At 35.9% G+C, this 16866-nt stretch carries 12 protein-coding genes and 1 pseudogene; 4 read left to right on the top strand and 9 right to left on the bottom strand.

Annotated features, from left to right (window positions below):
* Positions 1-173 precede the first annotated feature (173 nt).
* Positions 174-1400 carry an IS110 family transposase gene (locus MKY81_RS14180; protein WP_108073350.1) on the top strand — a complete coding sequence of 409 codons (1227 nt, stop codon included), beginning with the start codon at positions 174-176 and terminating at the stop codon, positions 1398-1400.
* Between the two features lie 304 nt (positions 1401-1704).
* Here MKY81_RS14180 and MKY81_RS14175 read toward each other — a convergent pair whose 3' ends face one another.
* Positions 1705-3081, bottom strand: coding sequence for a sigma-54-dependent transcriptional regulator (locus tag MKY81_RS14175; RefSeq protein ID WP_341118105.1), 1377 nt, complete (start codon positions 3079-3081; stop codon positions 1705-1707).
* 52 nt (positions 3082-3133) lie between these two features.
* Positions 3134-5176, bottom strand: coding sequence for a transporter substrate-binding domain-containing protein (locus tag MKY81_RS14170; protein ID WP_341118104.1), 2043 nt, complete (start codon positions 5174-5176; stop codon positions 3134-3136).
* Positions 5177-5325: 149 nt separating this feature from the next.
* Here MKY81_RS14170 and mug point away from each other — a divergent pair, with 149 nt between their 5' ends.
* Together mug and MKY81_RS14160 are read left to right on the top strand one after the other, a co-directional pair.
* The gene (gene mug, locus MKY81_RS14165; RefSeq protein ID WP_066231552.1) at positions 5326-5838 is read left to right on the top strand and encodes a G/U mismatch-specific DNA glycosylase; all 513 of its coding nucleotides are present in this window, start codon (positions 5326-5328) and stop codon (positions 5836-5838) included.
* A 109-nt stretch (positions 5839-5947) separates the two neighbouring features.
* Positions 5948-6811, top strand: coding sequence for a hypothetical protein (locus MKY81_RS14160; protein WP_108073356.1), 864 nt, complete (start codon positions 5948-5950; stop codon positions 6809-6811).
* A 564-nt stretch (positions 6812-7375) separates the two neighbouring features.
* Here MKY81_RS14160 and MKY81_RS14155 read toward each other — a convergent pair.
* From MKY81_RS14155 to MKY81_RS14140, 4 genes are all read right to left on the bottom strand, one after another.
* Positions 7376-7585 carry a YjzC family protein gene (locus tag MKY81_RS14155; RefSeq protein WP_341118103.1) on the bottom strand — a complete coding sequence of 70 codons (210 nt, stop codon included), beginning with the start codon at positions 7583-7585 and terminating at the stop codon, positions 7376-7378.
* Positions 7586-7680: 95 nt separating this feature from the next.
* Positions 7681-7878, bottom strand: a complete 198-nt coding sequence (locus MKY81_RS14150) for a cysteine-rich CWC family protein (protein ID WP_341118102.1) — start codon at positions 7876-7878, stop codon at positions 7681-7683.
* Between the two features lie 27 nt (positions 7879-7905).
* Entirely contained in the window at positions 7906-8754 is an 849-nt protein-coding gene (locus MKY81_RS14145) for a 3-hydroxyacyl-CoA dehydrogenase family protein (protein ID WP_328007378.1), read from the bottom strand.
* 24 nt (positions 8755-8778) lie between these two features.
* Entirely contained in the window at positions 8779-10170 is a 1392-nt protein-coding gene (locus MKY81_RS14140; protein ID WP_341118101.1) for a M20/M25/M40 family metallo-hydrolase, read from the bottom strand.
* Between the two features lie 172 nt (positions 10171-10342).
* Between MKY81_RS14140 and MKY81_RS14135 the strand changes: the two are divergent.
* A pseudogene (locus tag MKY81_RS14135) lies at positions 10343-11198 on the top strand (MBL fold metallo-hydrolase).
* Between the two features lie 71 nt (positions 11199-11269).
* Here the strand turns inward: MKY81_RS14135 and MKY81_RS14130 are convergent.
* The 3 genes from MKY81_RS14130 to MKY81_RS14120 all read right to left on the bottom strand — a co-directional run bounded on the left by MKY81_RS14130 (position 11270) and on the right by MKY81_RS14120 (position 16481).
* A complete protein-coding gene (locus tag MKY81_RS14130) occupies positions 11270-14446 on the bottom strand; it encodes a DEAD/DEAH box helicase (RefSeq protein WP_341118099.1) in 3177 nt (1058 codons plus the stop codon).
* Positions 14447-14609: 163 nt separating this feature from the next.
* Complete coding sequence (locus MKY81_RS14125; protein WP_108073364.1) at positions 14610-15854, bottom strand: aminopeptidase P N-terminal domain-containing protein; 1245 nt, start codon at positions 15852-15854, stop codon at positions 14610-14612.
* Positions 15855-15968: 114 nt separating this feature from the next.
* The gene (locus tag MKY81_RS14120; RefSeq protein WP_066231589.1) at positions 15969-16481 is read right to left on the bottom strand and encodes a YbaK/EbsC family protein; all 513 of its coding nucleotides are present in this window, start codon (positions 16479-16481) and stop codon (positions 15969-15971) included.
* Positions 16482-16866: the final 385 nt, after the last annotated feature.

Here is a 16866-nt window from a genome sequence, read left to right as displayed (position 1 = left end):
ACACACAAGCTGTATCGGTGTATTTCTATACCAATGTTAGTGGACATTGGGGCAGCTTTTAGAGACGCACCTTTTGAATACTCATACGCGAGGCTGTTGCCAGACCATTGTTTCTAGGGATATCCCGCAGTATCCAAGCTTATTCCATAATCAAATGAAAGGAGGTCCTTTCCGTGAATTTATTTGTAGGTATTGATGTAAGCTCTAAAAAACTTGATGTGTGTTTTCTGGACAGCGAAGACACACGTTTAAAAGAAACGACTTTTCCAAACGATATTCATGGAGCGAACCAGATTAAAGAAAATATCTTAGCTTATCATGGACAATCCCATTACGAAAAAATCATTGTCGGCATGGAATCCACCTCTGTGTATAGCTTTCACCCTGCGCATCTTTTAGATAACGATGCCGACTTAAAACGGATTGGGGTGGAAGTGGTGGTTCAAAATCCAAAGGCGATCCATCGGTTTAAAGGCTTATTTGAAGAAGATAAAACCGATAAAATTGATGCATTTCGGATTGCCGACTTTCTTCGGTTTGGGCGCTATAATAAAACCATCATCAAGGAAGAAAAGTATGTTGCCCTTCAGCGTTTAACGCGTTCTCGTTATCAGGTCATTCATCAATTGACCGAGTGTAAGCAGCATTTCCTTGAAAATCTCTATTACAAGTGCAATACATTGACCAATGAAGTAGATACTTCTGTTTTTGGTTCGACCATGATGGAGTTGTTCGCTGAATCCTTTTCGCTGGATGAGATCGCTCAGATGGAGCTGGAAGAGCTGGCTGAGTTCCTTCAAGAGAGAGGAAAAGGTCGCTTTCGTCAGCCAGAAAAAGTTGCGAAATCCATCCAAAAGGCGATTCGTGACTCCTACCGTTTAGGCAAGGTCGTACAGGACTCCGTTGATGTCGTATTGGCCACCTATGCCAAACTCATTCAAACACTTAAAAACCAGGTCAAAGAGTTAGAAAAAGGGATTGAGTCCCTATTTCACATTATTCCAGAAGGACAGTGCTTGAAAAGCGTGCCGGGTATTGGTCCGGTTTATGCGGCAGGGATTATCGCCGAAATCGGTCAAATTGATCGATTTGAAACACAAGCGCAAATAGCTAAATATGCCGGTCTCTTCTGGAAAAAATCGCAATCAGGCGACTATGAATCGGAACGAACACCACGAGTCATGTCGGGAAATCAGTATCTTCGTTATTACTTAGTTGAAGCTGCCAACTCGGTCCAACGAAATGAACCCGCCTATCGTGAATTTTACTTAAAGAAGTATAAAGAAGTTCCGAAATTTCAACACAAAAGAGCCCTTGTCATGACTGCAAGAAAATTAGTGCGTTTGGTGGATGTGCTACTACGCAATCACCAACTCTACACGCCAAAAAGGAGCGTGTAACTCAAAAGCAAATAGCTGCTTTTGAATCCTTTCAGCAAACCCGAACAAGCGTTCTTGTGATGGTGCGGGTTTAGTTCAGTGCGCCTTTTTTTCCTTTGAAAGTCCAAAATCAACTTTATTTTTTATGGATTTTCTCTTGACTTATTACCACAAGTCTTTATACGTAAAAGTATAAATGCAATTTCCATGCCAACTTTCTGTAGTCAGAAAATGTATACGCTTACACTCACAACAAATAACTTTGCAATTAATAACGGCAAAATTTGCCGATGCATTCAGAAAATTTTGCCGTTTTTATATACTACTAAACTTTTTCAATTTCATATTGTTTAATTTTATCCCGAAGACTTCTCTCGGAAATTTCCAAAATCTGAGCGGTTTTCTGTCTGTGGTTTCCATAATAGCGAAGCGTTTCACCGATCACTCTTTTTTCTATTTCCTTCATTGAAAGACCGAGTGGGATATGGATGATATCATCATTGTTATCAGAACATGTAAATGCTGTTTTCTTTTGTTCTTGAACATAATGTGGTAAATCATCCTTGTCAATTTCTTGATGAATGGAAAGAGCTACAGCATATTCTATTATATTCCCTAACTCACGGACATTTCCGGGATATTGGTAGTTTAATAGAAGCCTTCGAGCACTTGTTGACAATGACTTCTTTTCCTTATTCATTTCCCGACAATATTTTCTCAAAAAATAATCAATCAATAACGGCAAATCTTCCATTCGATCTCTTAACGGTGGTGTCCTTATAGGTATTACATTCAATCGAAAATATAAATCTTCACGAAACGTTCCTTCCGTAATCATTTGCTCAATATTTTTATTTGCGGCACTTATGATCCTCACATCTAGATTAATTTTTCGATTCGAACCTAACGGAGTCACTTCACGTTCTTGAATCACACGCAATAATTTAGCTTGAAGTGTAAGCGGCATTTCACTTATTTCATCAAGGAATAATGTACCTCCATTTGCTGCTACCCACTTCCCCTCTTTACTTTGAGTCGCTCCGGTAAAAGCACCCTTTTCATAGCCGAATAATTCTGATTCAAGCAATGCTTCTGGAATGGCTGCACAATTCAATATTTCTAATGGTCCGTTCTTTCGTTTACCGGTGTTATGAATACGTTTTGCAACTAGTTCTTTCCCCGACCCACTTTCGCCCGTAATTAAGACACTGGAATCGATATCCTTTATTCTTTCAATCATTGAAAATACTTGTTTCATCGCCTTACTATTCCCTATAAAGTTCCCCGAATTCCGTCTTAACTCCAGCTCCTCATTAAGCGTTTCAACTTGTTGAGACATAAACAAAAACTCTGAAGCTCTTAGTAAAAGCAATGATAGTTCTTCTATATTTATCGGCTTTTCAATATAATAGTAAGCACCTTTTTTAATTGCTTCGATTGACGTTTCAATTGTTGCATAAGCAGTCATAATTATGACAGTAACCGTTGAATCTTTTTGTTTTATTTTTTGTAGTACGTCCAGCCCGTTGTAGCTTCCTATACGAAGATCGAGCAAAATAATATCAACTCGACTTTGATCCATTATTATGAATCCTTTTTCAGGATCCGTGGTAGTCATTACTTCATAATCATTTTCAAGGGCAAAGCTGAGTGAGGTACAAATCGCTTGTTCATCATCAATGACTAGAACTTTGGGCTTCATTATCGGTCTTCCTCCTCTACACAACTAGTAATATACTAAATAGAAATCCAACTTAGTCTTGCGTTGATTCGATCTTTTTTTCTTTAAACAATGGTAATACTACAGTGAATTTCGTCCCTTGTGCTGGAAAGCTAGAAACGTGAATATCCCCCTTATTCTCTTTTATCAGATTATAAGATAATGTTAGTCCTAACCCTACCCCTTTTTCCTTACTAGTATAGAATGGTTCAAATATATGATTTATTTCTTCTTGGCTCATACCTTTCCCTGTATCAATAATCAAAATCCTCCCCATTTCACCATTCTCTTTCTCCATTATGATTTTAATCTTCTTTTCACTCGACTTTTCAACAGCATGAACAGCATTTAGTAACAAATTAAGAAGGACCTGACGAATTTGCTGAGGGTCGATGAAAAAAATGAGATCTGATTCTATGTATTGTTCAAATTCGATATTATTTTTATTCATCGTTACTTGTAAAAAAGCGAGTAAGGAAGTAAGTTCATTTGCCGTACAAGATTGTATGTTCGGAGGTCGCGGACGGGCATATTCAATTAAATCCGTTACGATCATATTTAATCTGTTCACCTCTACAGGTAAATGCTCCATAAGAACCTCACGAAATTGTGGCCGGTCATATTTACTAGGAAGCAGATCAATAAACGTTTTTATCGATGTTAATGGATTCCGAATTTCATGGGCTACACCTGCCACCAACTGTCCGAGGGCATGAAGTTTTTCTTGTGTTATTAATTTTTGCTCGAGTTTCTTTTTTTCAGTTTCATCATTTATGGATAGTAAATATCCAATCTCGTTTTTCATCGAATCAAACATTTTATGCATCGAGTAATAAATGACTTTTTTTTCTCCTTCATCATTAGTTTCTAATATATGATATGTTGCCCCATCCCCCTGCTGAGAAAGTTGCTCAAAGGGGTTATTTGCAAATAACTTAGTGAAAATAGGAGAATCTCCTAGATTAAAATCTATCGGTTTAGTAATCTCGAGAATTTCTAATGCACGTTTATTGCAGCTAGAGATCGTTCGGTCCAGTCCAAAAGTTATAATTCCTGTATCAATATTATTTAAAATTTGTTCTTTAAACGCATTACTATCGGCATTACTTTGACGTTGTCTTTTTAGATCTTCATTTAGCATTCGCAATTTACTCGTTTGGGCATTTACAGCTTTTTTCAACCGTTGATTCCATATGTAAATAATGAAAACAATGAACACTCCGATTGATATAAAAAAAACTAAAAAATAGATAAACTGTTTTAACTTAGCAATCACTTCCCCATTTTGCGGTCTTAACCATGCATCAGTTAAAATATTTACTTCACCTTTAGCTTTTAAATTAGTAAGCGATTTATTAATCATTGAAAGGAGTTGATGGTTTCCTTCCTTAACAGCAATCGTATAATCTGCTGGCTCAATTACTTCATCACGAATCACGTAATTCTTTTCTTGGTTCCATTTTTTTAAAAAGAAGGAGGTCGTCCACTTATTCCCGATAAAAACATCTGCACGGTCTTGAATTAATGTTAATAGACCAGAATATTGATTTGTCGTTAACGTAAGATCCGTATTTCTCATATTTAATAATGTACTAAGTACAGGAGAATTATTTTCCAAAACAACATGTAAGTCCCTTATATCCGCAATACCTTTTACTTTGTTTTGATTGGTTGCTGGAAGAACCAATGAATTTGACATAGTAAAATAAGGAATGGAAAAATCAAATTCTCGATCTTTGTCTGTGCTATATGTTATGCCCGCTATCGCATCAATCTCTCCGTTCTTTAATGCTCGCTCTGCATCAGGCATCTCCATGGGAATGTATGTAAAATGGACCCCGTTTTCTTTTGCAACTTTATTCATCAATTCAATATTTAATCCTGACAATTTTCCTTGATCATTTTCATACGAAAAAGGAGGCAGTAAACTTTCACCTGCTATTTTATATGTTTTTTGCTCAGCAAATATTGAGAGTGGACAAGATATCGTCAGTGTGAAAAATAGCAATAGTATAACGAACCACTTTAAATGTCTATTAATATAAGATCCTCCTTGGTTCCTAATGTTTAAAAGCATTCAACATACTTAAATTAACAATATTTAATTACAATTTATTATATTATTCATTTTAATATTGTCAATTATCTGATATTTACACCCTAAAGTTAATCCAAAAGCAGGATAGGGTATAATATATTAACAGTACATAACAACAGGAGGTTAACATGAACCCAATTCCTGACTATTTACAAAATGATTTATCGATTCTTTTTGTTGGCTTCAATCCTAGCATTCGTTCAGGAGAGACCGGCCATCATTTTGCTAATCCTAATAATCGATTTTGGAAAATATTATTTGAAGCAGGCCTAACACCACGAAAATTTCAAGCTTCAGAAGATTACAAGCTGCTTGAACTAGGATATGGTATGACCAATATCGTTTCAAGACCAACGAAAGCGGCCGATGAAATTACGAAAGAAGAATACGAAAATGGTAGAATCATGTTAAGGGAAAAAATAACCAAATTCAGCCCGAAAATTGTTTGCTTTGTTGGTAAAGGCGTGTACCAACAATATAGTAAAAAGAAATCGATTCCTTGGGGACGCCAAGATGAATCAGTTGTCCTAGGAACGATTGACTTTGTCGCTCCATCTTCAAGTGGACTAGTGAGGATGAAGCTAGAGGACATTATTGATATCTACCGAAAACTGCCTAAACTATTGGATGAAATCTCCTGAGTGAAAATTTATAACAGAATATTGTTTATTTAAAATATTCTGTTATAATATAGGCAGCTAGTATTCCCCCACTACTAGTCTACTAAAATCTATAGAAAGGTGTTGTATAATGAAGAAGTTTGTATATTGTGAATGTGGCAGCGGTAAACCGAAAGATGATTGTTGTGCTCCTCAAATTAGGGTGCGGATGAAACATTTTTCAGATGTTGATGAACGAAAGGAGTTTATGAAAAAAATACACATTAGCTCTCAATTTAATTTACGATATCGAGGATTATTTGAATTTTATATTGATGATTTAATTGCATACAAACAAAAAAGACCAACTAGTCATTCCCGCAATGAATTTCTTACCATATTAGGCAAGTACTTAACTGACTATTTGGAAGATGATTGTCCCTCCTCTTGGAACAACTGCGAACCAACTTTTTGGGAAGAATTTCTGTTCAGTTTTTATCCTTTCCGCATAAAAATTACCCCTAAAGAAAAAGAAGTCGAACAATTCCTAGTAGAACTAAAAAAATTCACCTACGAGCTTGATAAAAAATACGGTTGTTCATTTAAACCATTAGTTGATAAAATGATTGATGAATCTAGCGGAGAACTCATAAAATGTGAGCATTTATTAAATCGCCTCTTTTTAGACCAATATCCACGTATTCACCACAAAGATTGGAATCCACAATTGGAAATAAAAAAGCATCATCAAAAAATTGATAAATTTCCCGAAAAAATAGAATCCGTATTTGAAGTCACGAATTTAAACGGCCCTATTATCGTTGCAACCACACTAGATACAAATCTTTCGTATTTTATAAAGGGGTTACCTTATGAAATGATATCAGTAGGTGATATCATCAGCGGTGGAATAGGTAAAAAGAAAGGTGAATGGATTTGGACATGGATCCTTACCCAAAGTGTTTTCCCACCAAGAGCAAAAAAATTCTTTTCGCAAGTAATGATTACAATGTAGATTCTATCAAGTAAGAGCATAACGTGGAGAAAATTTAAAATCACAGCACAAATAACATAAGAGGTCATAGCATTGAATAACAATATAATTTGCACACAAAAGCTTAGGGATTTTCCCAAGCTCTTGTGTGACGCTAAATCGAGTTTGAAAAATAGGCGGAGAAATTTCTCTTAAATAAAAAATAGCAATGAAAATACCTTAAATAGCCGGAAAAATTCCGACTATTAACTCAAAAAACGTGAAAATGAGTAATTTTGCTTTGCTTAATCGGAAAACCTCCGCTTAAATACCCCGAACTGAGCTCTATTCCGCCGGCTAACCGGAAAACCTCCGCTTATTTGATTATCTTTCATTTCTTATCTATTAGCATGTTGACAACAACAATTGTCAAGATGTTTTTAAGGTTGCGATTTTACTTGCTAATTAAAGTAGTAATATCTTATAATCGCTATATTAGAGGAAAATAAGAGACCAAATCATAAGCGATTTGGTCTGCTAATTAACATACTATTTGATATGTTTCTCCATCGAAACGGAACTACTTTGTTTTGTGCAAGCTCACGTTTATTTTACTAAATGCCAACGATGTTGACGGTTTCTCATTTTCTTTTCACCTTTATGTTCGATTTCTACTGTGTAAGGTTTAAGTTCCGGCAATTGATCGCCTTGTTTCACTTCCACCCTTTGTGCTTTCTTCACTTTTCCCCCACCGTGTCCTACTTCAACATAAGTACCAGTTTGAGTTGCGGTTTCCCCTGATTTTAATGTTGCCATTAAAACAACTCCTCCTCCACCTAAATTTTGTTACTATTTCATTATAATAGGCATTAGCGATTATAAACATAGGTAAAAGGTCTAATAATTCAAACTTATTTATTAAACGCGGACAAACAATTTTTGCAAATGCATGTTTTTTTAATTAAATCGACTGGAACAAGTTCAAATATCCCTTCTGGAAATATTTCTTCACTACACCAACAACTACTCGAAGTATCTTCAGAATAACAACATTGATTATTTCCCCCACAAATGGGGCATCTTTTCGTTTCTTTCCGTATATCTGTCATACTAGTTCCCCTTTTTTAAATGCCCACTTACTCAGTATACGTATAAAATCCTCTACCAGACTTCCTTCCAAGGCGGCCGGCTTTCACATATTTTGTTAGCAATGGTGATGGCCGATACTTTTCCCCTAGTGTTTCGTATAAATAGTTCATGTTTTTTAGCCTGGAATCGAGGCCAACTAAATCAGCTAGTTCAAGCGGTCCCATTGGATGATTTAATCCAAGCTTAATCGCTTTGTCAATATCCTCTGCTGAGGCTACTCCCTCCATCAACATGTTCATTGCCTCATTGCCAATTAAGCAATTCATCCTGCTTGTTACAAAACCAGGGAATTCATTTACTTCCACACACTCTTTTCCCATTTTCCGTCCCACTTCTAACACTTTTTCAACTGTATCATCGGATGTATCTAATCCTCTTACTACTTCGATTAATTTCATTTTATGAACCGGATTAAAAAAATGCATCGCTACACATTGATCCGGTCTGCTAGTTTGTGCAGCTATTTCCGTTGGACTCATCGTAGACGTATTCGTAGCTAAAATTGTATGAGTGGGACAAGCAGCATCCAACTTTTTAAACATCTCGATTTTTAATTCCATTAATTCAAAAACTGCTTCAATGACAAGATCAGCTTCTTTGACACTTTCCGAAAAATCGCTTAAGTAGCTGATATTTTGTATCGCTTCTTCACAAGTTGTTTTAGAAATAAATCCTTTTTTTGCACTTGTTTCAAGAGTTTTCTCAATGTAATCTTTTGCCTTTGTTAAGTTTTCATCACTTATATCATTTAAAATGGTAGTAAATCCTGAAACTGCCGCTGTATAGGCAATCCCTCTCCCCATCGTTCCCGCGCCAATGACACTTATCCTTTTCATTTCCCCATCCCTTTCTTAATCAACCTATTCCCGTTCTAGTGCATGATTAAAGCCGTTTAACATATGTGCCATATGTACGATACCGTCCTCGAAATCCTGTATGCGAATCGATTCATTTGGGGCATGTGCTTTTGATTCTGCCCAACCGACGCCGGTACTAACGATTGGAAGCTTTAACTGTTCTCCAAAAATGTACATTGGCCCTGTACCTGCTGCATTTGGAGCGAGTACAACTTCATTTTCGTACACTTCTTCCGCAGTTTGAATGACATGATCGATAAATGGGTGGTTATAGTTCGAACGGAAGGCTTTTTGCCCATTGATTAACTTCACTTCAATATCTTGAAATCCGTAATTCTTTAAGTGTTTTTTGACAGATTCAAAAATGTGGTTCGGATCTTGTCCAGGAACAAGTCGACAATCGATTTTTGCTTTTGCTGATTTGGGCAATACTGTCTTCGCCCCTTCACCTGTATACCCACTTTCTAACCCGCAAATTGTCATTGTCGGATAAAAAACCATAGCAATGCGTGGATCAACACCTTTAGCCGATGTGATTAGTGGCAACTTTAACCCGTAGATACGCTTAATCGCTTCTTCATCAAAGGGCAAAGTTGAAACGATCTGTTTCTCACTTTCAGTAGGTTCTTCAATTCCGTCAAAAAATCCATCGACAACGATTTCATTTTGATTATTTTTCATCGTACCTAATGCATGAACAAGCCTCCATGCTGCATTATCAACATAAGCACCTAACGAGGAATGCATATCAATTTCCGCTCCAATGCTTGTTAGCTCCATATATGCCATTCCTTTTATTCCCGCTACCATGTTAATTCTATTTTTGACATCCTTGCCACCGAATTCCCATATACAAGCATCTGCTTTGAATAAGTCGCGATATTTCTCAAGATAAGGGGCCAAATGAGGACTTCCGATTTCCTCTTCGCCTTCGATTAGAAATTTGACATTACACGGTAAACCACCTTCTGAATTTTGTAAAATGCGGATAGCTGTTAGCCGTGCAACGAGGTCACCTTTATTATCAGCTACTCCACGTGCATATATCTTTCCGTCAATGATCGTTGGTTCAAACGGCTTTGTATTCCATTCATTTAATGGTTCTGGAGGTTGAACATCATAATGATTATAAAATAGAAGCGTTTTCGTTGAATCTCCCTGCTTACTTGCCTTAAAAAATCCATAAACGACAGGATTCCCGCCAAGATCATTTAAAACTTTTGCTTCCCCATCAATTTCTTTAATCATATTAACAACATATTCGACTGTTTCAGGAATCGCTTTATGCTGGGCTGAAACAGTCGGTAATCTTAAGTAATTTTGCAATTTTTCTATTGAGTCATTGACCATTTCTTTCATGGACTTTTTTAGATTTTCTATATCTTTTCCACTCATTGAGTTCGCTCCCTTTCAAAAGGCTATCATTGTTCTATTTCTCCATACAAAACTAAATTCCTTTTAATTTTAGAAGATTTCAAAATAATACGAACCAAATTGGAAATAAAATTTAATGAAGGCTATCCATAAGAGAAATACTATTCTTTAGAAACGTAAGGAGCTGTCCATTGTGGAAAAAGATATGAATTACGGAAGTGATTATAAGTTTATCCCTGCTACATCAATTGGAAGTGGTATGGGGATTGAAGTATTACCAGATCTATATTGTCATACAATCCAAATAGTAAATATTATTTTAGTGGGAACCGCTGATCATTTTGTTTTAGTAGATGCTGGGATGCCTCGATCTGCAAAGGAAATTATTTCAATAACAAATGAGCGATTTGGAGAAAATAGTCGCCCTAAAGCGATAATATTGACGCATGGTCGGTCATTTCGATCATGTTGGGTCCATTATTGAGCTAGTTAAACATTGGGATGTTCCCGTGTATGCACATGAATTAGAATTGCCCTACCTTACGGGAAAAAGAAGTTATCCAGAACCTGATCCTACTGTTGAAGGTGGACTGATTGCCAAAATGTCTCCCATTTTTCCAAATGAACCAATCAATTTAGGTAGCAAAGTGAATCAACTCCCTGCTGATGGAACGGTACCTCACATGCCAGATTTTCAATGGATCCATACCCCTGGGCATTCACCAGGACATGTATCTTTGTTTAGAGAAAAAGATCGAGCACTTATTGCTGGAGATGCATTTATTTCGGTAAAACAAGATTCAATCCTTAAAGTTTTTACACAAAAAGAGGAAATATGTGGGCCGCCTAGATATTTAACTACTGATTGGAATGAGGCGAAAGAGTCGGTCATAAAACTACAATCATTAAACCCTTATGTAGCTATTACAGGACATGGTTTACCTGTTTCTGGAGAAACTTTATCAAAAGGATTAGCAAAATTGGTTCGTAATTTTGATGAAGTTGCTGTACCTGACTATGGGAAATATGTTGATAAAAATTATCATTAAAAAATTAATCATAAAAAAAGTGCAACTTTGTTATAGCTGCACTTCTTTTTTGTTTACATAATAAATTTATACTATACCAACAAAATTTCACGAATATCCTCTTCAGTTAGTGTTGTAGATGCTTTTTCATTAATAATTTCTCCGATTAGACTTTTCTTCCTTTCTTGTAGCTCGTTCATTTTTTCTTCAATCGTTCCCCGGGCAACTAGTTTAACGACTTGGACCGTATTTTGTTGACCGATACGGTAGGCGCGATCTGCTGCTTGTGCTTCAACTGCTGGGTTCCACCAAGTATCGTAAAGAATAACTGTATCTGCACCCGTTAAATTAAGGCCCGTACCTCCTGCTTTTAACGAAATTAGGAATAAATCACGTTCGCCTTGATTAAATCGATCGCAAATTTCAATTCTTTCCTCAGAAGGTGTTTGTCCATCTAGGTAAAAAAATGGCAGACCCTGCATGAGTAGTTCTTTTCCGATAAGCTCAAGCATTTTCGTAAATTGTGAAAAAATCAACACCCTTCTTCCCGACTCCTTCGCTTCTTCAATTATCTGCATTAGCTGCAAAAATTTCGCTGAACTCCCTTTATATCCATCTACAAATAGGGCTGGGTGGCAACAAATTTGTCGTAACCGGGTCAATCCCGCGAGAATTCTAATTTTATTTTTGCGTAAGGTGTCCTTATCTAGATGCTTTAATGTGTCATGTCGTAGTTTTGCTAAATATGCAGCATATAATTTCTTTTGCTCTGGAAGCAATTCGATAGAATCTGTTGATTCTATTTTTTCTGGAAGCTCGGAAAGAACATCTGATTTTAACCTTCTAAGTAGGAATGGACGAATCCTACGTGAGATGGTTTTTCTCGTTAAATTACTGTATTCCTTTAGTCCACGAAACAGTTCAGGGAACACAATATGAAAGATGGACCATAGCTCTTCTAATGAATTCTCTACAGGTGTTCCTGTCAATGCAAATCGATGATCCGCCTGAATTTTCTTTACAGCGCGGGCTGTTTGGGTCACTGGATTTTTAAAAGCTTGTGCTTCATCAAAAAATACAGTATGAAAGAATTGCTTCTCAAACCATTTAACATCTCGGCGAATTAAAGGATAAGAGGTAATCAATACATCTAAATTCTTCAAATCCTTCAGTATGGCACTTCGTTCTGTTTTATTACCATCAACGACAACTGCCTGTATCTCAGGGGCAAATTTCATGCATTCACTTAACCAATTATAAGTAACGGATGATGGACAAATAATTAAAATAGGCGTCTTATTTTTACGAACTTCAGGTAAAACGGATAAAATAAAAGCAATACTTTGCACTGTTTTTCCAAGGCCCATATCATCTGCAAGAATCCCGCCAAAACCAAAACTAGCAAGTGTTTTCATCCATTTGTAACCGACTTTTTGATAGTCACGCAACACACCTTTTAACATGTCGGGAACTTCAACTTTCATTCTCTCAGGTTGTTTAATTGTATCTAAAAATGTTCGAAATGATTCTTCAACCATAAACATGGAACGATCTTCTACACCATCAAGATAAGGAATAGCTTTTACAAGCGGAATGTCCAAACTTTTTTCCCAATCTTCATTTTGCACCGGTAAAGCATGAAGAAAACGGTGAATTTCTTTCATTTCTCTCGTTTCTAACGATAATAATGAACCATCCCGCAGACGATAATATTTGCGCTTTTCCTCAAGTGCCTGAAGAATATCCCGAATCTGCTGCTCGGGAATTCCATCCATTTCAAACGAAAATTCCAACCAATTTGTACGCTCTTTCTTTAGTCTTACACGAATTTTCATTGGTGTGCTTTTTTTTGAAATTCGATTCCTCACAGCAGTTGTTGCATACACTTGGACAAGCTTTTGCAATTGCGGTAAAGTATGATACAGAAATTCATATTCCAATTCTTCATTATGTAAAAAATAACCCTCGTCAGTTTTTGTAAAAGAGCTCGCCTCCATCAATTGTAAAATTTCTTCTTCTTTATCTTCATCCCTAATGATCATTGTACCCGCTAATTGACTTCTATTTTCCAACGGATTGATCACCATATGATCATAGTGAAACTCCAGCCCCGCAAGTAATCGGTTTCTAATACGATCCAAATAAAGTTTTGCTTTCAAAGGGGTCCTTTTTAGTTGCTCGACCAAATTTCCATTGATTCGAATATCCCCTAATTTTTTCAAACTAGGCATAACTTTTTCTAAAAATAAATGGAATTGATTCTCGGAAAAAGTTATTTGATTTGTTCTTGAGTCTTCCAACATTTGTTTTAAATCTGAGATGCGTTTACTTTCCTCGCTTTTCAGCGGATATAATTTCCCATCAACTAAAGCAAAGTTATACTCATTGAATATAATTAAATCATTTAACCCTATAACCTTCAGGAGAAAACCACTTCCCTCCCATTCAGTTAGCTCAAATTGTAATGGAAGCTTTTCTTTGGCAACTTCTAATCGGTCATGGGCCATTCCACTGTATTCCATTTTTATAAACGAAGGGTTTATTAATAAGGGGTAGAGTCTTTCCCACGATGATGGCGGGATAAGAATCGTGTCACCCTTGTTTGAATGAGCCTGATCATTATATATCTTTTCATCCAAAATCACCTGGATTAAGTGTTGAAGAATTTCATCTGCATCCTTTGTAAAACAATGCAAGGCCGGATCATACTTAAATAAATTAGATATTAAACATGAACGCCCATTTTTTATGTTCAAAAGAAAATCACGAATTTTTTCTACTTGAATTAAATCAATTTTTATTTTTATTCCAAAAAAATATTTGTCATCCATTTTAATAGGATGGCAGATAAACTCAAGAGGAACGATTTGTCGATTTTCAAAATGCAGCTGATGTGCACTTGACCGTTTTGGTTGAGCAGAAAATAAATTCAATACACCACTCGATAAATTATTATCTAATGAAGATAAGATTTCTTTCCTCCCGCTGTGTTGATTCTCATAGATCGCAAGTAGAACAGCTGCAATATGCTGACAGTCCTGTTTGAAAGAAGCGAGTGCTGGACAGCTGCATGTCGAATGGAAGGTTCCATCCGCATCTACTTCTATTAATACATAGAATTTCTCTGTTCCTGAAACCGTTGCTTCACACCGATTAGATTGCAAAACGTCAAAATTCACTTTATTAGCACGAAAAAAAGCTTCTCCTTTTTTGTAGGAGACATTTCCACATCGTTCTTTAATTGTTTTCAAATTTAATTTTTTATCCATATGCTACGCTCCTTTCTGAAACGGACCGTCTAATAATCTGTCCTACTATTTTATACTAGATGAAGCGTGAATGAAAAGTTTCCAGTTCGTTCTTTTCGCAGTTGTTGAATATCAAATAAAAAAGCTCCCTCACATCAAACGAAATGAGAGAACTTTGTAATATTTATTTCTTCATAAACTCCTCAATTTCTTCCGTAGAACGGAAAATATCTTTGGAAAGTACTTCGTTCCCCTCTTCTGTTACTAACACATCATCTTCAATCCGTATGCCGATTTCTTCTTCCTCAATATATAATCCCGGTTCAACCGTTAACACCATTCCGGGTTGAATAATTAGATCTTTATAACTGCCAACATCATGGGTATCTAGTCCGAGAAAATGGCTGACACCGTGATAGTAATATTTGCTAATTTCACTTTCTTCTTTGATCAACCCAACTTTAATACATTCCTCCGCCAAAACTTTCTTTGTATGTTCATTAAGCTTAGCAAATGGAACACCCGGTTTAATCAACTCAGTTGTTTCTCGTAGAGCTTTTAGAACGATATCATAATACATTTTTTGTTTATCTGTGAATTTGCCATTTACCGGAAAAGTGTAGCTAATATCTGCACTATAATAGTCATACTGTGCTCCTAAATCAAGTAACACAAGACTGCCATCTTCGACTGTTGCATCGTTATTTTCATAGTGTAGGACTGTGCCGTTTTTTCCGCTCGCAACAATCGTATTAAACGCATGGCTCTTTACACCTTCTGATTTTAATGTAAAATCAAAATAAGCCTCTAACTGGTACTCTTTTAGCCCCGCTTTTGCATGATTCATTAAATTTTTTATTCCATTTTGCGTAATTTCAATCGCTTTTTTAATCTTTTCAATTTCTTCTGGTTGTTTAAATACACGTAGTTCACAAATTTCCGGATAGACATTTTTTATTTGTACGTAAGGGAAATTCACACGACATTTTGCTGCAAATTGCTGTGCTTTAGTCGTAACAGTATCTAATTCCCTTCTTTCAAGATCTAGAAATAAAGTGGAATCAGTGATTGAAAATAAGGTTCGTGATAAAAAGGATTCAAACTCATCGATATAACGAATGGATTCAATTCCGGAACGTTCTTGAGCTTCATCGTTAGAAATGGTTTTTCCCACCCATTTTTCCATAATTGGATCGGCTTTTTTAATAAAAAGAAACTCTTCTACCTTTTCGTTTGTTTTCTGTGCAAGAAAAATAACATTAGGCTCGTCAATCCCTGTTAAATAATAAAAATTACGGTTAGGAACGAATTTATACTCTTCATCAGCAGATTTCTGAGGGGCATTACCTGCAAATAAAATAAGAAGTGATTGTTCATCTAATTTTTCATATAAACGTTTACGATTATGTACATAAAAATCTTTATTCATCCCATGTTCCTCTTTTCTTTTAAAATCTACTACTATTCTATAACTATACCACTATTCCGAAATTTCCTAAAACAAAAACTGAACTAGAAAATCACTTTCTAGTTCAGTTTTTGTTTAAATCCTTGTATGTAAGATTGCATCTTCTTGCTTTGCTTCTTCCCACCCTTTGCATACATCTACCCAATCTTTTGCAGATGAATAAGTATCCAATTCATCTAATGTTAATTCAATTGCCGAATTCGCATTGCCGCAAGCTGGAAAAACACTTTCAAACCGTTTCATTGAAATATCTAAGAACACCTGTAAATCATTTTTTAAACCAAATGGGCAAACACCGCCGATTTTATGACCAGTTTGTTCCAATACCTCATCTGGTGAAAGCATTCGAGCCTTATAGCCAAATGTTTGGCGAAATTTCTTATTGTCTATTTTGGCATCTCCAGCCGTAACGATAAGAATTGCTGCATCATCTTCACCTTTAAATGACAAAGTTTTGGCGATTCTAGCCGGGATGACACCAATAGTTTCCGCTGCTTGATCGACAGTTGCACTGGATGTTTCAAATTCCATTATATCCTTCTCACGATTCCATTGCTTAAAATGGGCTTGTACACTTTCTAGCGACATCTTTATCATCCTTCCAATTATCTGTATTTTAAAAAAATGATAACATAATTTTAAGGAATACAAAAATTTGCAACTACTCTTATCTAAAAATTATTTTACGATTAATGGAAGTATCTTTTAAGGAAGGTTGTATTGCTTCTCAATACGGTAAAGATAAAATTAGGTGGAATGTATTCCATATTGAAAGTTTTCAAACATTTCATGAAGAACCATTTTTTGTCCGATGTATTTATATCTCTATTCGAGTTATAATAAAAGAAATAGAAAAAATTGGACGTAGAAGGATGGTGACTTTCCATGAAAAATCGTGATAAAAGGCGAAAAAGGAAACGTGACTTTCTAAAAAATTATCTTAAAGATCGATTCAAAAATTGGAAGCCAAATA

This window comes from Heyndrickxia sp. FSL W8-0423, assembly GCF_038009395.1.
Lineage (GTDB): Bacteria > Bacillota > Bacilli > Bacillales > Bacillaceae_C > Heyndrickxia > Heyndrickxia sporothermodurans.
Note: the sequence above shows the minus strand (reverse complement) of the source record. Positions and strands in the feature narration are given on the sequence as shown.